This is a genomic window from Nonomuraea sp. NPDC048901, from assembly GCF_040649695.1.
GTDB lineage: Bacteria > Actinomycetota > Actinomycetes > Streptosporangiales > Streptosporangiaceae > Nonomuraea.
On sequence record NZ_JBEZFW010000024.1, the window covers coordinates 88,973 to 110,064 of the forward strand.

A 21,092-nucleotide genomic window follows, 5' to 3' on the forward strand; every position below is an offset into this window, starting at 1 on the left:
CTACACAACCCTCTGCCGCACGGGTAACAATGGCGACAGGAGGGACGATGGCCATCAAGAGTGACACCAGCGAGACCCGGATCTCCGCGGACATCGTGAAGACGCTCAGGGCCGGAATCGGCCGGATCTCCGCCGAGGTGATCGCGGAGATCCAGGCTCGCATCCCCGAGTACGCCAGACCGTCCGACGAGGTCTACATCAAGGTCGTCAGGATGGCCGTCGAGCAGGCCATCGACGGCTTCCTCGACCACATCCAGGACCCCGCCGCCCCCTGGGACCCCGAGCCGTTCCGCATGATCGGCAAGGGCGAGGCGGCCGAGGGGCGCAACCTCGAGCCGCTGCAGGCCGCGATGCGGCTGGGCGCCAGGGTCGGCTGGCGGCGGCTCACCGAGATCGCCGACACTCTCGGGCTTTCCCCGCAGTCCCTGTACGACCTGGGCGAGGCCATCTTCGTCTACCTCGACCAGCTCGCCGACGCCGCGGCCGAGGGCTTCGACGAGGCCAGGGCGCACGCGGCGGGCGAGATCGAGCGCCGCCGCAACCGCCTGCTCGACCTGCTGCTGAGCCGCCCGCCCGCCGGCGCGGAGGCCATCTCCGACCTGGCCAAGGCCGCCGGGTGGCGGCTGCCCAAGACCGTGGCCTGCGTCGCGCTCGACGACCAGCACGGCACCTGCCGCTCACCCGCGATGCCGCCCGACGTGCTGATGGGCCTGGACCGAGCCACACCCTGCCTGCTCATACCCGACCCGAACGGCCCCGGCCAGGCGCGCATGCTGGAGACCGCGCTCCGCGGCTACCTGGGCGCCATCGGGCCGCCCGTGCCCCTGACCGCCGCCGCGGCGTCGCTGCGCTGGGCGGCCGAGGCGCTGGAGCTGTCCGGGCGCGGCGTGCTGCCGCGCGGCCTGCTGCACTGCGCGGACCACATGGCGACGCTGGTGGTGTTCAAGGACGAGGAGCTGGTCAACGCGCTGGCGGAGGTACGCCTGGCGCCACTGGCCCACCTGCGGCCCACACAGCAGGACCGGCTGGCGGAGACGCTGCTGGCCTGGCTGCGGTACGGCCGGGGGGCGGGTGAGGTGGCGGCTCGGCTGCACGTACATCCGCAGACGGTCCGTTACCGGTTGCGGCAGCTGGAGGAGCTCTACGGCGATCAGCTCGCCGATCCGGACATCCGCTTCGAGCTGGAGATCGTGCTCCGTGCTCGCCGGGCCGCCCTGAACGTCATACACGGAAAAGTCTGAGGCGCTCCTCGCCTATGCGCTCGCGGAGGCGGCCGTCTTCGATGCCGAGGTCCTGCTCGGGGGCCAGTGCGAGCACGCCGACCTTGCCGACGTGCTGGTTCAGTTGTACGGCGCGCGCCGCGTCCCCCGCCTTTTCCAGCGGGTACACCCGGGAGAGCGTGGGGTGGATCATGCCGAGCGAGATGAGCCGGTTGGTCTCGTGGCACTCCTGGTAGTTCGCGCCGTGTGAGCCGATGATCTGCTTGAGCCGCATCCACAGGTGGCGGTTGTCGTAGGTGTGGTCGTACCCGCTGGACGAGCCACACGTGACCACCTTTCCACCCTTTTTCGCGACATATACCGAAGCGCCGAAAGTGTCCTTTCCGGTGTGCTCGAACACGATGGCCGGGTCCTCCCCCACCAACCGCCTGACCTCCGCCCCCAGCCCGCGCCAGCCCTTCTCATCGGTCAGGTCGTCGAAGCGCGATCGGTCGACGACGTGCTCGCAGCCCATCTCGCGCAGCAGCGCGGCCTTCTCCGGCGAGCTCACCACGCCGACGGGGATGCCGCCGCCGTTCCTGACGAGCTGCACACCGTACGCGCCGAGGCCGCCCGTCGCCCCCCACAACAGCACCACGTCGCCCTGCTTCATCCGGGCGCCGCGCTCGCCGACCAGCATCCGGTACGCCGTCGACGCGCACAGCATGTTGCACGCCGCCTCCTCCCAGCTCAGATGCCTCGGCTTGGGCAGCAACTGGGTCGCCTTGACCACCGCGAACTCCGCCAGCCCCCCGAAGTTCGTCTCGAACCCCCAGGCGCGCAGGTCCGCGGCCAGCATCCCGTCGTGCTGCACCATCGGGTCCTGGCTGTCGAGGTACGCGGGGCTGGTGACGACGCGATCCCCGGGACGCCAGTGCCGTACCGCCTGACCCGCTCTGACGACCACCCCGGCCGCGTCGGAGCCGAGCACGTGGGTGGGCAGGTCGTGCCGGGGATCCGTACGGCCGAACCGCTCCAGGAAGGCGAACGTCGGGATCGGCTCGAACATCGCCGACCAGACCGTGTTGAAGTTGATCGCGCTGGCCATGACCGCGACAAGCACCTCGTCGGGGGCCAACTCCGGCATCGGCACCTCGCCTACGTGAAGCGACCTCCGCACGTCCTTGTCCGGGCCGTCGTTGTCTTGGCCGTCCTTGCCCGGGCGGTCCTTGCCTGGGCGGTCCTTGTCCTGGCGGTCGAACATGCCGACCTCGTCCTTGCGGAGGTGTACGGCGCGGTAGCGCGTCGGCACCTCCAGGCTCGCCAGCTCGGCAGGCGCCGCGCCCGCCACCACGGCCTCTGCCAGCGTCATGCGAGCCTCCTCTTCAGGTCGGCGGCGATGCCTTCGACGTGGGGTGGATCGAGCAGGTTGAGGTGATGCGCGCCGGGGACCTCGATGATCTCCAGGCGGGGACAGTACGGGCGAAAGCCACGTGCCGGATCGTCCGCGTGGGCGTACCGGACGTCCTCGACCGCCCAGGGGGTCGGCTCAGTGGACCGGTAGAGGAGCACGTCGCCCAGGTACGGCCCGGCCTCGTAGCGGTCGATGGCCCTGGTGTCCTCGTGCGAGGTGATCTGGTGACGCAGGATGGCCGGGCTGAGCAGCTCCAGCACGCCGGACTCCGCGATCCGCTCCTCGGCCAGCGCGACCTGCCCGCGCTCGTCGAGCGACAGGAGCTCTCGCGGGTCGAGGCGGACCCGAACGCCATAGGTGTCACGCAGATAGGCCGCGAAGTCCACGTACCGCCGGGCCTGGATCTCCCGCCGCCGCTCCTCGGGCACCCGCTCGGGCAGCCCCGAGTCGATCATCACGACCAGCTCGACGTCGTCGCCCAGCCGTCTGGCGATCTCGAACGCCAGGATCCCCCCGAACGACCAGCCACCCAGCCGGTACGGTCCCGGGCAGGTCCGTTTGACGGCCTCGGCGTAACGGGCGGCCCGCTCTGGGATGCCCAGCTCAGCCGCGTCGTCCAGCCGTTCCAGGCCGATGACCGGGAGGTCTAGGCGGGCAGCCAGCAGGGCGTACACACCTGTGGTGCCACCGGCGGGGTGGGCCAGGAACAGCGGCCAGCCGCCGGTCCGTTCGGTGCGGTCGGCCTGTTCGATGCGGTGAGTCCGTTCGGTGCGGTCGGGCCGTTTGATCCCGGTTCGTTCGGTTCTTTCGGTGAGGGGTCTGACGGTGGCGAGCCCGGCTTCGGCCATCTCGCCCTGGCGTACGGCATCGGCGACCTCGGCCACCCGCGCTCTCTCCCGTCCGCCGACCATCGCGACCGATCTGCCGAGTTCGAGGCGGAGAAGGTCGAGGGCCTTCGCCAGCGTGTCCGGCGGGACGGTCTCGGTGACCGAGGGTTCGCGTCCCAGCAGACCGGTCAGCACCCGAACCACCTGCCGCTCCGCCGCATCCCTCGGCCCGACCACCGCACGCCCGTTGACAGCACCCGACGGTCCGGCTGTGCCGCGCGGCGGCCCTGTCACCGCGTCCTGATCCGCTGGCCCTGTCGGCACGTCTACCTGACCTGCGGTAGCGCGCGCTGGACCTGTCGGCGTGTCCGCCTGACTCGCTGAGGCGGGTGGCGGTTTGGACTGCGGGAGGGCCAGGTCGGCGGTGACGGCCTGGGCCAGTTCGCCCAACGTCCCGCCGTTGAGCAGCGGTGTCGTCGGGATCGTGACGCCGAAGTCGTGCTCGATCAGGCCACGCAGCCGGGTGGCGGCCAGCGAGTCGAGCCCCCGGTCGGTGAGCACGGCACTCTCGTCGAGCCACACCGGCTCCACCCCGAGCACGGCCGCGACCCGCTCTCTGACGGCGGCCAGCACCCCCTCGGGCCCGAGGTCGCGCCGCACCTCTGGGGCGAGATCGGCGACGTCCGAGAAGTACGGAAGGCGACCGATCCCAGGAAACACCGACAAAGCCGTAGCTGGGGCGATCCTGACCACTCCCGCACACCGGTCCCGCTGGATCAACGCCTCAAACGCCTCGACACCCTCCTCGACAGCCAGCGGCTCGACGCCCGGCATCGTGGCGGCCCCGGCCCACGTACCCCAGCCGATGGCGATGGCGGGCAGCCCCCGGGCGCGGCGCAGTCGGCAGAGGGCCTCCAGCCAGGCGTTGGCCGTGGCGTAAGCGGCCTGCCCGGGGGAGCCGAGCAGCGCGGCGGCGGAGGAGAAGGCCACCCACCAGTCGAGGTCCAGGTGTTCGGTGGCTCGGTGGAGGTTGAGCGCGCCGTCCACCTTGGCGGCCCAGACCCGTTCGAGGCTGCTGGGGTCGAGGTCGGCGACCAGACGATCGTCCAGGACTCCGGCCGCATGTACGACTCCGCGCAGCCGTACCCCTCCCGCGGTCGCGGCCGCCACAAGCCGCTCGGCAGTACCCTGCGCGGCCAGATCACCCGCCACCACCTGGGCGACGCCCACGAGGTCGCTGGGCACGGGGGTGGCGGCCCGGCCATTCAGCACGATACGGGTGGCGCCAAGGCGGGCCAGCCGACGCGCGACAACCAGCCCGAGCCTCCCGTACCCACCGGTGATCACATAACCGCCGGGCCCCGCGACCGCCATGGCAGAGCGCAAGGTCGCCGAACGCGGGGTCGCGGGGGCGGGGGCTGCCAGGCGGGAGGTCGCCGGGCCGGGGGTCAGGGTGGCGCGGCGCAGTCGGGCCGCGTAGCGGACGCCGTCGCGCCAGGCCACCTCGTCGTCTCCGGTCGGGGTGGCGAGTTCCCGTGGCAGCACGCTGGGGTCGTCGACGTCCACCAGCCTGACGCGGGCCTCGGGACGCTCCAGCGCCAGCACTCTGACCAGCCCGCTCAACGAAGCGGGGCCGGGATCTGCGGCCTCTCCGTCCCGTACGGATTGAGCGCGTTCGGTGACGATCGTGAGCTGTGTCCCCTGGTCGGCGAGGCGGGCCAGGTCCAGGATCAGCCGCCGAGCCGCCGGCGGCTCCAGCAGCCGCGGAACCCGCACAACAGCGCCCGACCCCTGAGCCGTCTCTTGGACGTCGCCCGCCGGAGTCGTCGGCAATGGGGCGGGGACCCAGACGCGTTCGACGAGCTTGGCGTCGAGGGGCACCGGGATGCTCGATGCCGCGAGCTCCCGGCTCTCGACGCCGTGGAGCGTGCCGTCCGCCGCCACCCGCCGTACCCTCTCCAGGGCCTCGGGCGGCGCGGCTGGCTGCGTGTCCAGGGCTTCGGGCGGCGCGGCCGGCTGCGTGAGGCTGGCCGAGCCGTAGACGGTCCAGGAGCCCGCGGCGTTCTTGGCGGTCACCTCCACCCGCGTTCCCGCCAAGGTGACCGTCACCTGCGAGGGCAGGGGAAGCAGCGCGTGCAGGGCCACCTCGTAAAGCTCCACACCGTGCGACTGCACCGAGCCGTGCGACTCCGCCGGGCCATGCAGCTCCACCGAGCCATGCAGCTCCGCTGAGCCGTACACCTCCACGGCCGCTGCGTGCGCCAGTCTGGCCACGGCGGTGAGCGGGAGCACGGGGTGGCCGTGGCGGTGCCAGTCGGACGGGTCCAGGCGCCAGGGCGCGTCGGTGAGGTCGCCGAGCGCGATGGTCCACGCGTGTCCGGCCGGGGTCTCGACGTGCGCGCCGAGCAGGCGGTGTTCTGGCGGGCGGCGGTACGGGGTGACCCAGTGGCGGGTGTGCCGCCACGGCGCCCCCGGTACGTCCACCACCCGGCCACGCGTCCTGGGCGTGATGGCGGTGGCCACAGTGGCGAGTTGGGAGTGGAAGGCGTCGTCGTGGTGGCGTTCGAGGGAGTGGGTGATCATCGTCGCGGCCGGGAGTGTGTCCTGGAGCGCCTGGCTCAGCACGGGGTGCGGGCTGAGCTCGGTGAAGACAGTGAAGCCGTCCTCCGCGGCGGCCTGTACTGCCTGGAGGAGACGCACCGGTCGGCGCACGCCAGCGGCCCAGTACGCGGCCTCGAATGTGGGGGTCTCGCGAGGGTCGTCCAAGACCGTGGAGTAGAACGGCAGGCGCGGCTTGGCGGGGGTGATGGCGGCCAGCTCGTTCCTGATCTTCGGCAGCAGAGGGGCGACCTGGGGTGAGTGTCCGGCGCCTTCGGTGGTGAGTGTTCTGGCGAACAGCCCTCGTGCCTCGACCTCCGCCACGAACCGGGCGACCCGCTCGGGAGCGCCGGTGACGACGGTCTGGTGCGGGGCGGAATGAACCGCCACATACAGGTCATCGGGCACCTCATCGGCAGCCACCCCGACCACGGCCATCGCCCCACCACCATCGCCATCGCGACCGCCATCCCCATCCCGACCGCCACCGCCACCGCCACCGTGACTGCCATCCCCATCCCGACCGCCACCGCCACCGTGACTGCGACCATCACCGCCGCCGAGGCCGCCGAGGCCGCCGAGGCTGGCGAGGCTGGCGAGGAGGCGGGCGCGGCGGCAGATCACGCGTACCGCGTCGTGCTGGTCGAGGCCGCCCGCCACCACGGCAGCCGCCACCTCGCCCATCGAGTGGCCGATCACGGCGGCGGGCTCGATGCCGTACGCCTGCCACAGGCGGGCCAAGGCGAGCTGGACGGCGAAGATCATGGGCTGGACGGTGGCCACGCCCTGGGCCTCCGGGGCGTGGAGGTCGATGCCGGCCTCAGCTCGGAACAGGGGCGCGAGCTCGTCGATGGCCTGCTTGTAGGGCGGCTCCGTTTCGTACAGGTGGTGGCCCATGGCCGGCCACTGCGAGCCGTACCCGCTGAAGACCCACACCGGGCCGACCGGCGCCAGGGGGACGGGCCGGGGCGTGATGGCGGCGAGGCGTTCACGCAGCTCGGCCGCGTTAGCAGCGGTCACAACGGCAGCCACGGGGGCAATGACGGGGGCGGTCACAGGGGCGGCCGCGCGAGCGCCACCGGCTCGCCTGGCCAGGGTGTGGGCCACGTCGCCGAGGTCGGCCGAGGGCTGCCATGCGGCCAGCGTCTCCGCGTACTGCCGCACGCGATCGGGCGTGGCACCGGTGAGAACGAAGACGTGCTGGGCGGGCGCGAGCTGCAAGGGTTGCGTGAGTTGAGCAGGGACGGGGTGGGTGAGGGCGGGCTGGGCGGTCGTTGAGGCGGTCGGGCGGGCGGAAGCCGCCTCCCCCACCGCCCGATAAGCGGCCAGAGCGATGTGCGCGTTGGTGCCGCCGAAGCCGAACGACGACACCCCCGCGCGTGCGTCCGCCCGTGGCCACGGCGTCGGCGAGGTGACGACTCGCAGCCTCTCCCACGGGATGTGCGGGTTCGGCTGCCGGAAGTGGAGGCTGGGTGGGATCACGCCGTGCCACAGCGCCAGGACCGTCTTGATGAGCCCCGCGACCCCGGCCGCCGCCTCCAGGTGGCCGAGGTTCGTCTTGGCCGAGCCGAGCAGCACCTGCCCGGGAAACGCCCCGGCGATGGCCCGCGCCTCGATGGGGTCGCCGAGGAACGTGCCCGTTCCGTGTGCCTCCACGTAGTCGGGTCCCCGGTCCAGCCCCGCGTACACCTGGCGCAGCAGGGCCTCCTGCGCTTCGGGGTTGGGGGCGACGAGGCCGTTGGAGCGGCCGTCCTGGTTGACGCCGGTCTCCCTGATCACCGCCAGCACACGGTCGCCGTCCCGTTCGGCGTCCGTCAGGCGTTTGAGTACGACGACGCCGCAGCCCTCGGCCCGCACCATGCCGTCGGCCGACGCGTCGAACGCCTTGCACCGCCCGTCCGCCGCCGTACCGCCGCCCTGGTCGAAGGCCACCGTGACCAGGGGCGACAGCAGCAGGTTCACCCCGGCGGCCAGGGCCAGGTCGCACTCTCCCGATCTCAGGGCGCCTACAGCCAGGTGGGTGGCGACGAGGGAGGACGAGCAGGCCGTGTCCACCGCCATCGAGGGGCCGCGCAGGTCGAGCAGGTAGGACAGGCGGTTCGCGGCGATGCTGAGCGCCACGCCGGTGGCCGTCCACGCGCCGACGCCGCTCAGGTCCGCGCTGGTCAAGTAGGCGTACTCGGCGCCGGAGATGCCGACGTACGTCCCGGTACGGCTGCCGCCCAGCGACCTCGGCGCGATGCCGCCGTGCTTCAGCGCCTCCCAGGCCGTCTCCAGGAGCAGCCGCTGCTGCGGATCCATGAGCGCCGCCTCGCCCGGCGCGATCCCGAAGAACTCCGCGTCGAACCCGGCCACGTCCTCCAGGAAGCCGCCGTGCCTGGTCGTCCCGGCCAGTACCTCCTCCGTACGCGCCGATCCGTCGTCGAACGCCTCCCACCGCCCCGCGGGCACCTCCCCGACCGCGTCCCGCCCGTCGAGCAGCAGCTCCCAGTACGCCTCGGGGCCGTGCGCGCCCGGCAACCGGCACCCCACCCCGACCACCGCCACCGGCTCACCCGGGTCGCCGGGGATCTCTGCCCGGTCCTCCTGGGGCGGTCCCGCGAGTGCGCGGGCCAGACGGTTGATCGTCGGGTGCTCCCAGGCCAGGGTCGGGCTCAGCTGCCTGCCGAGCAGCTCGGCCAGCTCGCCCGCGATCGCCACCGCGTCACGTGACGACAGGCCGTACTCCTCCAGCGGCCGTTCCGGATCGACCCGCTCGACGCCGCGTGACGCGATCCGCTCGGTGAGGAAGCGGCGGATGTCGGCTTCGCCCAGTACGTTCACGAGGGCTCCCATGCTGCCGGGTGATCGGCCAACATACCCACACGCCGTGGCACCGGGGCAGGCCCGTACCGAACATTCCTCGGGTCTGATTTGTCACGCCGGTGATAACCCCCGGTTTTGTCCGGCAGAGCGCACCCAACGGCGATATTTCGTTGCGTTGGGGCATAGCTGGACCGGTGCCCGGGCCCCTAGCCTCGCCTCCGGTCTCACTTGCGAAGGGGAGCTCTCATGCGATCCCGCGCCCTGCTGGCACTGGCGACGACGGTGCTCCTCGTCGGCTCGAACGCCACCCCCGTACTCGCCGATCCGGGCTGGTTGCTCGTGCCCGACGGAAAATCGACCACCGCGACGAACTACATGCCCGGCCAGAAAGCCCTCCCCGGCAGTGCCCGCGTCGTGCGGGAGAGGTGGCTGAGCCCTCGCATGCTCGACCTCCTCATCTCCTCACCGTCGATCGGCCTGATGACGCCGGTCCGCCTGCTGCTCCCCAAGGGCTGGTCCAAGCAGGCGAACCGTACCTGGCCCGTCCTGTACCTCCTCCATGGCGGCGCCGACAACTACACCTCCTGGACCCGCATGACCGACATCGCCGGCTTCACCGAGAATCTGGACGCCATGGTCGTCATGCCGGAAGCAGGCCGGGCCGGTAACTACTCCGACTGGTACAACGGCGGCAAGGGCGGCACACCGGCGTGGGCCACGTTCCACACGTATGAGGTGCGACGACTGCTGGAGATCGGCTACCGAGCGGGCACCCGGCGAGCCGTGGCCGGCCTGTCGATGGGGGCGTACGGGGCGATGAAGTACGCGGCCCGCTATCCGGGGATGTTCCGCTTCGTCGGCGCGTACAGCGGCATCATGGCCACCGAGATCCCCGGCATCCCCGCGATCATCATGAACGCTCAGGCCAGCGAGAAGCAGGACCCCAAGGCCCTGTGGGGCGACCCCATCCGCGACCGGCAGGTCTGGGCGGCCAACGACCCCGTGGCCCTGGCCCCGAGGCTGAGGGGCGTCTCCATCTACATGTCCAGCGGCACGAACAGCTTCATGGGCCCCCTGGACCCGCCCGGCTCCCCCTGGCACCCGGCCCACCTGGGCGAACCCATCTCCGCCTACACGGTCAAAGCCCTGAGCAAGCGCCTGAACAGCCTGGGCATCCAGCACACCCTGAACCTGTACGGCAACGGCACCCACACCTGGCCGTACTGGATCAGGGAGTTCAAGAACTCGTACCCCATGATCTTGGCCGCGCTGGGCCTGCCGGGCGGCGGCCCGCCCAAGCTGGACACGACGGACCGCCAGGGCGACTGGCAGTTGGCCGATCCCCGGCCCTGAGCATGTCACCGCCTGTCCTCGACGGCTTTCCGGACGCCAATAAAACGGGCATAAGGCCGATGTTCCTGGGTATTCACGCCCGAAAACCGAACCACTGCGGCGAATGTGGCGTTCTAAGATCTCGCGGTGGCGCATACTGGAGTAGATGAAGCCACCCAGCGCCGCGACCCGGCGCCACCTGCCCACCAGCCCCTTCAAGCCCCCGCCTCCGGCGCCGCCGGTCGAGCAGTTCAGCATGCACGACCAGGTGTCCCACGACCGCTACGGTCTCGGTCGGGTCATCGGTGTCGAGGACGAGGCCGTCCTCATCGACTTCGGATCACGACAGGAACGCATCACGACCCCATACGCCAAGCTGATCAAACTCTGAAACCGCCTGGCACCATCTGAAGCGGGCAGCGTTCGCCAGAGGGCGCTGTCGGTGTGTGTTGACGCGTGTTATCGGGCCCGGCCCTGTAAGTATGGTCACCGCCTTCAGGCGCTCTGCGCCGATGGAGCTCGGGCGGTGACAGTGGGGACATGTCCCCGCACCTCCGGCGAGGTGACCTTCCGGCCCTCGTGCTCCCCGGGCCCAAGCCGTCTGGCCAGTTCGTGCTATCGGAAATCCAGCCTGCGGCGTGTGCCCCAGGGCGGCGAGCCACGACCTCCTCATCGTGCGACTTGCCTTTGACGTATGGGTCAAGGGTTAAGGTCGCGACGCCATAAGGGCCCCTTGCCCACCGCTGAGGAGCGTCGCATGCCTGCCCTGCCCCACACGTCCCGCGAAGCCTTGCCCCGTATGTCCCGCGAAGTCCGGCTCGCCAGTCGCCCCGACGGCCTGCCGAGGCCGGAGCACTTCGGGGTCGTCGAGACGCCACTGCCGGTGCCCGAAGAAGGCCAGGTACTGGTCCGCAACCGCTTCTTCCACGTCTTCGCCGCACTCCGCACCCTGATCGGCGGATCGGTGAAGGGCGCGCCGTTCCCACCTCTCCTCCCCGGTGACACCCTGTTCGGGGCGGCGATCGGTGAGGTCGTGTCAGCGCCCGCGGACAGCGGGCTGCGCCCCGGCGAGCTGGTCTCGCACTGGCTCGGGTGGCGCGAGTACGCGGCCGTGGCCGCCGCCCAATGCACCCCACTGGGTGACACACTGCCCGACCCTGTCGCTCATCTGGCACAGGGCTGGACCGCGTACGCCGCGTTGACCCTGGGCGCCGAGGTACGGCCCGGAGACACGGTGTTCGTCTCCGGCGGCGCCGGCGCGGTCGGCTCGCTGGCCGGGCAGATCGCCCGGCTGCTCGGCGCGGGCCAGGTCATCGGCAGCACCGGCTCGCGGGAGAAGGCCGAGCGGCTGGTGTCCGAGCTGGGGTACAACGCCGCCGTGATCCGCGGCGCGGAGCCGATCGACGAGCAGCTGGCCAAGATCGCGACGGACGGCATCGACGTCCTCCTGGACAACGTCGGCGGCGAACAGCTCCAGGCGGCGGTGGCCGCGGCCCGGCCCGGGGCGCGGTTCGTCCTGGTCGGCGCACTGTCCGGCCAGATGTCGGCACATGGCACCGGTACGACGGCGCCGGTCGAACTGGACACCTACCAGCTCATCCTCAAAGGCATCGCCATGCGTGGCTTCAGCGCCCCGGACGACGCGCGGGCACGAGCACAGTGGACCGAGCGCTTCGGCGGCTGGCTGCGTTCCGGAGAGATCACGTTTCCGCACGTACGAGTGCCGGGCATCGAGCAGGCTCCCCAGGCGTTGCACGAGATGATCGGCGGCCGGCATCTCGGAGCCGTCGTCGTAGAGCTGTAGTTACCTTTGGAGGGCTGATGCGGATCGGCGACGCGGCGGCAGCGGCGGGCACGACACCTCGGGCACTGCGTTTCTATGAGCAGCGCGGGCTGTTGCCCCCGGCGCCGCGCACGATGACCGGGCAGCGGGAGTACGGGCCCCATGACGTGACGCTGGTGCGGATCATCCGCGAACTGCTCTCACTGGGGCTGACCGTCGAGGACGTACGCAGCTGCGCCGAACGCCTCCATCTTCTGGAGGGCGACACGTTGCCGCCGTACGGCAGCACTGGCTGCACTCAGGGCACCGGAGTCGTCCAGCGTCGGCTCACCGCCTTGGACGAGGAGATCTCCCGTCTGACAGCACTGCGGGAACGACTCGCCGCCCGGGTCAGCACGACGACCTGACCCGGGGTCAGCACAGTGACCTGATCAGGCGGTGTGCAGATAAACCTGCCCGAACACCTCGGACAGCTTCTTGAGGTCCGTGGCCGAGTCGACTTCCGGCGCCGACGGGTCGTAGATCGTGGCCAGCCGGGGACGGATCGAGGTCAGCTTCTTCAGCTGGTCCCAGGTGGCGTTCTCGGCCCACTTCTCGCCGTACAGCCTGCTGACCTGTCCCTGGTCGTTCTGCCAGCGGGACCAGAGGTTGACGGTCTCGGCGGCGTCGGCCTGGAGCGGCGTGGCGATGCGGTCGGTGATCGACTTGGTGGCCTGCTCGGCGGTGAGCTGCGGCGAGCCCACGGCGGCGAAGCCCGCGTCTTCCGCGACGATCTGACCGTAGGCGTCCCAGGCGCGGGCCCTGACCTGGATCCACTGGTTGCGCTGGGCCTCGGTGGCGTCGATCTTCCAGGTGGCGTACTCGGTCGCCAGGTGCCCGCCGTCCAGGGCGAGCTGGTCGACGAGGCCCTTGGTGAGCCAGGCACCGATCCGCTCGGGGTCGAGCAGCGGGTACTTCTTGGTCACCTCGGCCTTGCACGTGTCGTTGGCGCCGCAGCCGAGCACCGGCACCACCGTGTGCACGGCCAGCTTCTTGCCCGGCGCGAGGTTGCGGAGCGTGGTGGTGGCCTCCGTGACGAACTTGTCCATCTCGTCAGCGGTCTCGAACGTCTTGTTGAAGCCGAGCTGCGAGCTGAACCTGATCCCCACGGCGCCCTGCTGCGCCGCGACCGCGGCGACCTTCTTGGCCGCCTCGGCGAGCTTGCCCGCCTTCCAATCATCGGCCAGCTCCGCGTCGATCCAGACGCGCATCCCGGCCGCGGCGGCGGCCTTGACGGCCTGGCCGCCGGCGGACTTCTCGGCAGCCTGGATCTCGGCCTTGGACAGGCCCTCGGGGTTGACGAAGCACTCCTCGCCGGACTGGCACTCGGGCGAGCCGCCGTCCTCAGCGCCGTCGACATCGGGCGAGTCGACGTCGTGCAGCTCGCCGTCGCCCTCGGAGTCGTTGGCGCACTCGTTGCCGGCTTCGGTGCAGTCGACGAGGATCGGGCTCAGCGGGCCGGCTTCCTGCATGTGCTCGCCGTCGTTGGAGAGCCAGAAGTTGGCGATGTCCCGCGCCTCGTCGGGGGTGGCCATCCAGCGGCACACGACGTACGCCGGGGTGTCGCCGGACATCAGGTCGTTGCAGCTGCGCGGATCGTCCTCCGACCAGGCTGGAACGCCTATGCCCAGCAGTGAGAGTGCCAATCCGATGACGAAAATCTTCCTCAGTCGCATGGCGCCTTACTCCAGGGGGTGATCGCGGACATATCGCACAATATCCGGATGATCAGCTACCTTCAATGAGATCCACTGCGTTCTTCACCCCGTGTTCCACCCGCAGTAGCCCCCCAAGTTGCGCCGCGTTCTCGCGATATTCCGGTACGGCCAGCAATCGCGCCGCCAATGACCGCCCGCTCAGCGCCCGAATAGGCAGCGGCGGCGGCCCCGCTCCCAATGCCGCCACCCGGCGACCCCAGAACGGTTGGTCGGAGAAGAAGGGGCAGACCACGTTCGGCACCCCGGCCGCCAGCCCCGCCGCCGTGGTCCCCGCCCCACCGTGGTGCACGACGGCCGCCGTCCTCGGGAACAGCACCTCGTGCGCCACCTCGCCTACCGGACAGACGTCCGCCGAGGCGGCCACGGGCAACCCCTGCACCACCGCCCGTACCCCCGCCAACCGCAACGCTGCGACCACCTGCTCGGCGACCGCGTCCGGCTTATCGGGCACCATGCTCCCGAACCCGACGAACACGGGCGGCGGTCCATCGTCTAGAAAGGCGGCGACGTCTGGGGGCAGCGGAAGGGCGGTCGGGTCCGGGCCAGGTGGGAGGGTGGGTTTGTCCGGGTGCGGCGGGCGGGCGGTTGCGCTGTCCGGGTCGAGTGGCAGGCGCCAGTAGCCGGTCAGGTGGACGTAGTCGGGCCAGTCGCGCGGCCTGGGCACCACCAGCGGGCTCACCCCGCACAACACCGGCACCCGATCCCGCCGGTCGGCCGCGAACGGACTCCCCCGCAACGGTCGCAGCCCCAGCACTTGCCCGCGCAGCCGGTTCATCATGCGGCCCAGCATCAGCCAGCCAAGCCGCTCGACCACGGCGAAGCTGGCCCGGTTGCCGACCCTGCCCAGGGTCCGGCACGGGATCAGCGGGTTCGGGAACTCGCCGGTCGGCTCGCTGGGCTGGAACTGCAGGATCCCGTACGGCATGCCGTACCTCTCGTGGAGGTGTCTGCCCATGGCGCCGAGCGCGGGCCCGAGGACCAGTTCGGCGTCGGCGCAGGCGTGGTCCACCTGGGCGACGAGCTCCGCGGCGAGGGGTTCGAGAACGGCCCTGAAGCCCCGCACGAACCCCAGCGGCCCGCTGCGCAACCACGCCTGCCCTTCCTCGCTCTCGACGATCGTCACCGGATCCACCCCTAGCGGCACGAACCGCAGGCCCGCTAAACGCTCACCTATGGCCAGATGTCCGAAGCGTTCGGGCGCCACAAGCGTGACTTCGTGCCCACGCGCGGCCAGCCCTTGGGCCAGCGCCACGCATGGCTGAGTGTCCCCCCGCGACCCCAAAGCCAGCACCGCAACCCTCACACCCAGCCCGCCTTCTCGGCCCTGCCCGCCGTCACGCCCAGCCCGCCCTTACGTGCGGGTCACCATCACGCCCAACCAGCTCACGGCCGATCTGCTCACGGCAGTGTCAGCAAGGCGATCAACGCGCCCAGTAGTACGAGGGCCGCCGCGACCAGCAGGCCGAGCGCGTACCCCTGGGAGAAGCTCCCAGCCTCGTGGACGATCACCCCGATGGCCGCGATCCCGAAGAGGCCGGAAATTTCACGACTCACGGAGAAGATGCCACCCGCCACCCCGGCCCGAGACTCAGGCACCGCCCCCAGCACGGCCGACCCCAGCGGCATGGTCAGCGCCGACCCCACCCCGATCGCGCAGACAGCGGGCACCAATCGCCCCCACCCGTCCCCCGCCTCCAGGAACGCCGCCCCCACCATCCCAGCCGCCACCAGCACCAATCCGCAGGCGACCGTCCTCCCACTCCCCAGCCGCCGCTCGACCACCGGCACCAGCGGCGTGACGACCACCACGAGCAACGCCAACGGCACGAACGCCATCCCGGAGGCCGTAGGCGTGAACCCGAGCACCCCCTGCAGGAACAGCGCGGTATAGAAGAACACTCCGTTGACCCCGAGCCCCCACAGCACCTGAGCCAGCACCCCACCCGTGAAGCTCCGGCCCGCGAACAGCCCCAACTCCACCATCGGCGCCCGCGCCCCACGCTCCAGTACCAGGAACAGCACCCCGCCACCCACGCACCCGGCCACCGCGATCAGGATGGGCGGCGACCCCCAGCCGTACTCGCCCCCGTGGATCAGCGCGAACGTCCCAGAAGCCAGAAACACCACCGACGCCAGCAGCCCAGGCACATCCACCTGACCCCGCCGCCCGACGCTGGGCTCAGCGCGCGTTTCCGATATTGCGACGGTGGCCAGCGCGATGACGATCGCTCCCATGGGGACGTTGATCAGGAACACCCAGCTCCAATGGGCGTGCTGGCTCAGGTACCCGCCCACCACCGGTCCCAATGCGAGAGCACCGGCGCCGGACGCCATCCAGATGGCCACCCCGAGCGACCGATCGGGCCGCCCTGCCAGGACGGCCAGCGTCGCGGGCAGGATGAGCGCCGCCCCCACCCCCTGGGCCAGGCGCGCGACGACCAGGGGCTCGATCGAGGTGGCCAGACCGGCGCCGAGCGATGCCCCGGTGAAGACGGTGAGCCCGATGAGCAGCACTTTGCGCCGTCCGTACACGTCGGCCAGGCGGCCGCCGGCGATCATGAGGCCGGCGAACGTCAGGATGTATCCGGTAGCGACCCATTCGAGCGCGCTCAGGCGGGTGTGGAGATCGCGCTGGATACTGGGCAGGGCGACGGTGACCACGGTGTTGTCCAGCGTCGTCACGAACCCGGCCAAGCCGACGACCGTCAGGAGCAGCCGGGATCGGGTGGCGGGCTGTACAGGGGCGACGGTCAAGGTCACATGTCCACCTCCGCCCAGGTCCAGCCGGGTCCGTTGGGGTTCGCCCTGACGACCCTGGTACGACCGGTGGTGACCTTTTCCCAGGTCGGGCGCCGCGTACCCGCAGCACGCCCGGAACCAGAGGTTCCTGGGTCGTCGGGACCAGACGCGGTGTCGGCGGTATCGGCGCCGGCCGGGCTTTTGGGGGTCGGGCGGGCGGTGACCTGCGGTCGTTTGGAGACTGCGGGCTCGGCGGCGCTGTAGGGGCGCTTTCTGACGGGTGGTGCGGCGGGGCGCGGGACGGGGAGGGCGGCAGGGGGGTCGTGTTCGGCGGATACCGGTATGGGGTCGGTGTCCACACCGAAGATGGCTGGGCGGCCGTTGACGGTCACCGGCGACGCTGTCCCAGGGCCGTCCTCCGCCCAGCACCAGCCGGGGCCGTCCGGATTGGGCTTGATCGCCCTCCCGGGACGCGGGCCGCTCGCCGTCTCAGGGCGCCGAGCCTCGCCGCCGTTCGTACTCGCCGACGCGGCGCCCGGGGATGGCGCTGGCGGGGAAAGCTCGTCCGGGGAAAGCGGCCGCCCAGCAGACAGCTGTCCAGCAAGCGGCCGCTCAGCAAGCCGCCGTTCAGCAGGCCGCCGCTCAGCAGGCCGCCGCTCAGCGAGCCGCCGTCCAGCAGCCGGCTGAGCCAAAGGGGCCCCCTCCGAGGACAAAGACCCCTCATGGAACTCGATCCGCCGATGCACTCCCCGCAGCACCCCCGGCAGCCACCAGTTGGCCCCGCCCAGCAGCCGCATCGTCGCCGGCACCAGCAGCGCCCGCACCAGCGTCGCGTCCACCACGATCGCCACGAACATGCCCACCCCGAGCAGCTTCACGATCGTGATCCCGGCCGTCGAGAACGCCCCGATCACCACCAGCAGCAACAGTGCCGCGCTGGTGATGACGCCGCCGGTCCGCTGCAACCCCGTCGCCACCGCGGCCGTGTTGTCGCCCGTTCGCAGCCACTCCGCCCGTACGCGCGACAGCAAGAACAGCTCGTAATCCATCGACAGCCCGAACACCACTGCCAGGATCAACACCGTCACCGTGGCCTCGATGGTCCCCGTCGACGTGAAGTGCAGCCAAGTCGCCAGGTGGCCGTCCTGGAAGGCCCAGACGATCACGCCGAACGAGGCGCCGATCGACAGGACGTTCATGAGCAGGGCCTTGAGCGGCAGCACGATGGAGCCGAAGGCGGCGAACAGCAGCAGGAACGTCACCCCACCCACCACCAGCGCCATCCACGGCAACCTGGACAGAAGGCTCGACAGGAGGTCCATCTGGGCCGCCGTCGGGCCGCCTACGACGAGTCGCCGGATGTTCGGCTCCGGGGTCATGGATCTGATCAGTGTCACCAGGTTCTGGGCCTGGGCCGACATGGGGTCGTAGGAGTAGCGGACCGCCAGCCGTACCGCGCCGTTGGCCTGGGAGAGGCCGGCCAGGTCGACGCCCGTGACGCCGGGCAGCTTGCGCAGGCGGTCGGCGAGGGGCTTGGCATCCGCAGGGTCGATCGTGGTGACGGCGCTGATCGGGGTGTAGCCCTGGCCGAGGGGGCCGACGGCGGCGGGGCGGGTGGTGAAGGAGCGTTCGATGAGGGCGTGGACGTCGATCGTGGCCATCGAGTTCTTGGCGAAGTCGCGGTCGACGATCTCGGCGACGCGGCGGCTCTCGGCGGCGGCGGGCAGGACCCGGTGGTCGACGTTGCCGAACCGTACGTGGGCGAACGGCCCGGCCAGCGCGAGCAGTACGGAGGTAACCGCGACCAGGTAGAGCACGGGCCGTTTCATCACGCTTGAGGCGATCGCGTGCCACAGGCCGGCACCCACGCGGGCCGAGCCGAAGTCGGGGGTGATGCGGATGGCGTCCACGCGGGGACCGAGAATGGACAGCGCGGCGGGCAGGACGACCAGCGCCGCGACCATGGCCACCAGCACCACGGCCGCCGCGCCCAGCCCGATCGAGCGCAGGAACATCTGCGGGAACAGCAGCAGCCCCAGCAGCGAGGTCGCCACCGTCAAACCGGAGAAGGCGACGGTACGCCCGGCGGTCGCCATGGTGCGCACCACGGCCTCCTGGGTCGGGGCGCCGGACCTGATCTGTTCCCGGAAGGCGTTCAGCACGAAGAGGGAGTAGTCGACGGCCAGCCCGAGACCGAGCATGGTGACGACGTTCAGCGAGAAGACCGAGACTTCGGTCACCTCGGTCAGCAGCCTGAGCAGCACGAGCGCGCCGAGCACCGCGAAGAGGCCGACGAGCAGCGGGAGCCCGGCGGCCACCACGCTGCCGAACACCACCACGAGCAGCACCAGCAGCACCGGCATCGAGATCGCCTCGGCGCGCGCCAGGTCGGCGGCCGTCTGATCGTTCAGCTCCTTCAGGAGCGGCACCGAGCCGCCCACCTGGACCTGGAGGTTCGCGACGGGCAGCCGGTCCTTGATCGCCGCGTACGCCGCCTGCTTGGCGCCTTTCAGGGTGATCAGGGCGTAGGTGGCGTGTTCGTCGGTGGACATCAGCTCCTTGGCGCCGGTGGTCCAGTAGGTGGCCAGCTTGCGTACGTACTGGGCGGGCAGGGCACGCAGGGAGTCGTGCACGGCCTTCTTGAAGCGCGCGTCGCGCACCTTGACCTGCGGGTGCCGGTAGAGGACGACCACGTCGGGCGTGTTGCCGCTGTACCAGGCGTCGTTCCAGCGGGCGGCGGTGGTCGAGTCGGCGGCCGGGTCGGCGAAGCCGCCGTCGGCCATCCGGCCGAACAGCTGCAGCCCGAAGGGCGCGACCAGGACGGCCGCCACCAGGCTCAGGACCAGCAGCGTCCACCGGCCGCGGTGGATCAGGCGCCCCGCCGACTCAAACAAGGGCGCCCTCCAGGTACGCCCGCAGGCAGGCCCGCCGGGCGATCTTGCCGCTGGTCGTCCGGGGTACGGCTCCGGTGCCCGTCAGCACGAAGTCGTGGACGGATAAATCGTGAAATTTCCGGACCGCTGCCCGTACCCGAGCCGCCACCTCCGCCGGATCGGCCGAAGCACCACCGCGCGACCGCTCGGCCACCACCACGAGCCGCTCGGTCTCCTCCCCTGGCAAGGAGAAGGCCGCCACATGGTCGCGGCGCACGGCCCGGTGCGCCTCCTGGACGGTGACCTCGATGTCCTGGGGATAGTGGTTGCGCCCGTCGACGATGATCAGGTCCTTGATCCGGCCGGTGACGTACAGCAGCCCGCCGTACACCACCCCAAGGTCGCCCGTCCGCAGCCAGGCGCCGTCCGCGCCGTCCAGCGTCGCGCCGAACACCTCGGCCGTACGGAGGGGATCGCGCCAGTAGGCGCGCGCCACGTTCGGGCCCTGGACCCAGATCTCCCCCACGCGCCCGTCCGGCAACTCCTGCCCGCCCGAGCCGACGACGCGCACCCGCTGACCACTGGGCCGTCCGCACGCCACCAGCGTGGTCAGCGCCCCCGACGACCCGCCGTGCGGCACCGCGCGGCCGTCGCGGAGGGCGTCGCGGTCGAAGTCCGTGGCCACCACGGCCTCGTCGGGCCCCATGGCGGAGACGAAGACCGTGGCCTCGGCCAGCCCGTACGCCGGGGTGTGCGCCTCCGGCCGCAGCCCGCACCCGCCGAACGCGGCGTTGAACGCCTCGACGGTGCCGGGCCGTACCGGCTCCGCGCCGTTCAGCATGACCCGCACCCCGGACAGGTCCAGCCCCTCTTTGTCGGCCGCGCCGACCCTGGCCGCCGTGTACTCGTAGGCGAAGTTGGGCCCGCCCGTATAGACGTCGTCGAACTCGCTGAGCAGCCGCAGCCACCGCACCGGATGCATGACGAACGCCACCGGATCCATGAACGCCACCTGGTTGCCCCCCACCATCGGCAGGGCGATCGTCGCGACCAGCCCCATGTCGTGGAAGAGTGGCAGCCACAGAGCCGCGACCGAGGTAAGCGGCTTGGCCCGGAACAGCTTCCATAGCTGCGCGGCGTTGGCCTCAAGGTTGCCGTGCGTGATCTCCACACCGGCGGGCGCCCGGGTGGAGCCGGAGGTGTACTGCAGGTAGGCGAGCTCGCCGGGCTCGATCGCCACCGGCTCCCACTCGTCGGCGAGCAGGTCGGAGACCGTGTCGACGGCGATCACCGGAACCCCGGCGGCGAAGGCCCGCACGCCGGGCAGCGCGGCCGTGGTCGTGAGCACGGCGACCGGCTCGGCGTCGGAGTAGGCGCGGGTCAGCCGCTCGGCGTGCCCCGGCAGATCAGGCGCGAACAACGGCACCGCCACAATCCCGGCGTACAGGGCGCCGAGCATCGCCACCACGTACGGCAGCCCTTGGGGAGCGAGGATCGCCACCCGGTCACCGGGCCCCGCGACCTCGCGCAGCCGTACGGCCAGCGCCCGCGCTTTGAGGTCGGCCCGCGCCCAGGTCAGGGTCTCGCGGGAGCCGTCACCCAGGTAATCGACGAAGGTGTAGGCGGGCGCGTCCGGGATCTCCCGCGCCCATCGCGCCACGCGCTCGATCAGTGCCTCGGGCATGCCCGGGTCCCCTCGCCGACTACAGGGACCTAGAAAATTACGGCAGAAAGAGCTTCGATTCTTGCCAAACGCCTGCACATT

At 71.1% G+C, this 21,092-nt stretch carries 12 protein-coding genes; 5 read left to right on the forward strand and 7 right to left on the reverse strand.

Annotation, left to right across the window (positions count from 1 at the left end; translation table 11 throughout):
• Positions 1–47 precede the first annotated feature (47 nt).
• Positions 48–1,241, forward strand: coding sequence for a helix-turn-helix domain-containing protein (locus AB0C30_RS50325; protein WP_357957850.1), 1,194 nt, complete (start codon positions 48–50; stop codon positions 1,239–1,241).
• Here the strand turns inward: AB0C30_RS50325 and ccrA are convergent.
• Positions 1,222–2,571: a crotonyl-CoA carboxylase/reductase gene (ccrA, locus tag AB0C30_RS50330; protein ID WP_357957852.1), complete on the reverse strand. Its 1,350-nt coding sequence runs from the start codon at positions 2,569–2,571 to the stop codon at positions 1,222–1,224. The genes AB0C30_RS50325 and ccrA overlap by 20 nt on opposite strands.
• On the reverse strand, positions 2,568–8,861 hold the full coding sequence (locus tag AB0C30_RS50335) for an SDR family NAD(P)-dependent oxidoreductase (RefSeq protein WP_357957854.1): 6,294 nt from the start codon (positions 8,859–8,861) through the stop codon (positions 2,568–2,570). The genes ccrA and AB0C30_RS50335 overlap by 4 nt, the downstream gene beginning before the upstream one ends.
• A 228-nt stretch (positions 8,862–9,089) precedes the next feature.
• Between AB0C30_RS50335 and AB0C30_RS50340 the strand changes: the two genes are divergently transcribed.
• The 4 genes from AB0C30_RS50340 to AB0C30_RS50355 all read left to right on the forward strand — a co-directional run bounded on the left by AB0C30_RS50340 (position 9,090) and on the right by AB0C30_RS50355 (position 12,365).
• Positions 9,090–10,196, forward strand: a complete 1,107-nt coding sequence (locus AB0C30_RS50340; RefSeq protein ID WP_357957856.1) for an alpha/beta hydrolase family protein — start codon at positions 9,090–9,092, stop codon at positions 10,194–10,196.
• A gap of 145 nt (positions 10,197–10,341) precedes the next feature.
• Entirely contained in the window at positions 10,342–10,566 is a 225-nt protein-coding gene (locus AB0C30_RS50345) for a hypothetical protein (RefSeq protein WP_225300811.1), read from the forward strand.
• A gap of 408 nt (positions 10,567–10,974) precedes the next feature.
• Positions 10,975–11,979 (forward strand): NADP-dependent oxidoreductase, encoded by a 1,005-nt coding sequence (locus AB0C30_RS50350; RefSeq protein WP_357957858.1) that lies wholly within the window; start codon positions 10,975–10,977, stop codon positions 11,977–11,979.
• 17 nt (positions 11,980–11,996) lie between these two features.
• Complete coding sequence (locus AB0C30_RS50355) at positions 11,997–12,365, forward strand: MerR family transcriptional regulator (protein ID WP_357957860.1); 369 nt, start codon at positions 11,997–11,999, stop codon at positions 12,363–12,365.
• Positions 12,366–12,389: 24 nt separating this feature from the next.
• Here the strand turns inward: AB0C30_RS50355 and AB0C30_RS50360 are convergent, their stop codons facing one another.
• The 5 genes from AB0C30_RS50360 to AB0C30_RS50380 form a co-directional block, all read right to left on the reverse strand.
• Positions 12,390–13,673 carry a hypothetical protein gene (locus tag AB0C30_RS50360; protein ID WP_357957862.1) on the reverse strand — a complete coding sequence of 428 codons (1,284 nt, stop codon included), beginning with the start codon at positions 13,671–13,673 and terminating at the stop codon, positions 12,390–12,392.
• A gap of 52 nt (positions 13,674–13,725) precedes the next feature.
• A complete protein-coding gene (locus AB0C30_RS50365) occupies positions 13,726–15,018 on the reverse strand; it encodes a glycosyltransferase (protein ID WP_357957864.1) in 1,293 nt (430 codons plus the stop codon).
• Between the two features lie 95 nt (positions 15,019–15,113).
• Positions 15,114–16,475 (reverse strand): MFS transporter, encoded by a 1,362-nt coding sequence (locus AB0C30_RS50370; protein ID WP_357957866.1) that lies wholly within the window; start codon positions 16,473–16,475, stop codon positions 15,114–15,116.
• Positions 16,472–19,348, reverse strand: coding sequence for an MMPL family transporter (locus AB0C30_RS50375; RefSeq protein ID WP_357957868.1), 2,877 nt, complete (start codon positions 19,346–19,348; stop codon positions 16,472–16,474). The genes AB0C30_RS50370 and AB0C30_RS50375 overlap by 4 nt, the downstream gene beginning before the upstream one ends.
• The gene (locus AB0C30_RS50380; RefSeq protein WP_357957870.1) at positions 19,341–21,011 is read right to left on the reverse strand and encodes a fatty acyl-AMP ligase; all 1,671 of its coding nucleotides are present in this window, start codon (positions 21,009–21,011) and stop codon (positions 19,341–19,343) included. Before AB0C30_RS50380 ends, AB0C30_RS50375 begins: the two co-directional genes overlap by 8 nt.
• Positions 21,012–21,092 lie beyond the last annotated feature (81 nt).

Excerpts from the sequence above, each read along its gene's own strand:
- AB0C30_RS50350 (WP_357957858.1), top strand. The coding sequence starts at position 10,975 with ATGTCCCGCGAAGTCCGGCTCGCCAGTCGCCCCGACGGCCTGCCGAGG.
- AB0C30_RS50345 (WP_225300811.1), top strand. The coding sequence starts at position 10,342 with ATGAAGCCACCCAGCGCCGCGACCCGGCGCCACCTGCCCACCAGCCCC.
- AB0C30_RS50340 (WP_357957856.1), top strand. The coding sequence starts at position 9,090 with ATGCGATCCCGCGCCCTGCTGGCACTGGCGACGACGGTGCTCCTCGTC.
- ccrA (WP_357957852.1), bottom strand. The coding sequence starts at position 2,571 with ATGACGCTGGCAGAGGCCGTGGTGGCGGGCGCGGCGCCTGCCGAGCTG.
- AB0C30_RS50325 (WP_357957850.1), top strand. The coding sequence starts at position 48 with ATGGCCATCAAGAGTGACACCAGCGAGACCCGGATCTCCGCGGACATC.
- AB0C30_RS50380 (WP_357957870.1), bottom strand. The coding sequence starts at position 21,011 with ATGCCCGAGGCACTGATCGAGCGCGTGGCGCGATGGGCGCGGGAGATC.
- AB0C30_RS50355 (WP_357957860.1), top strand. The coding sequence starts at position 11,997 with ATGCGGATCGGCGACGCGGCGGCAGCGGCGGGCACGACACCTCGGGCA.
- AB0C30_RS50360 (WP_357957862.1), bottom strand. The coding sequence starts at position 13,673 with ATGCGACTGAGGAAGATTTTCGTCATCGGATTGGCACTCTCACTGCTG.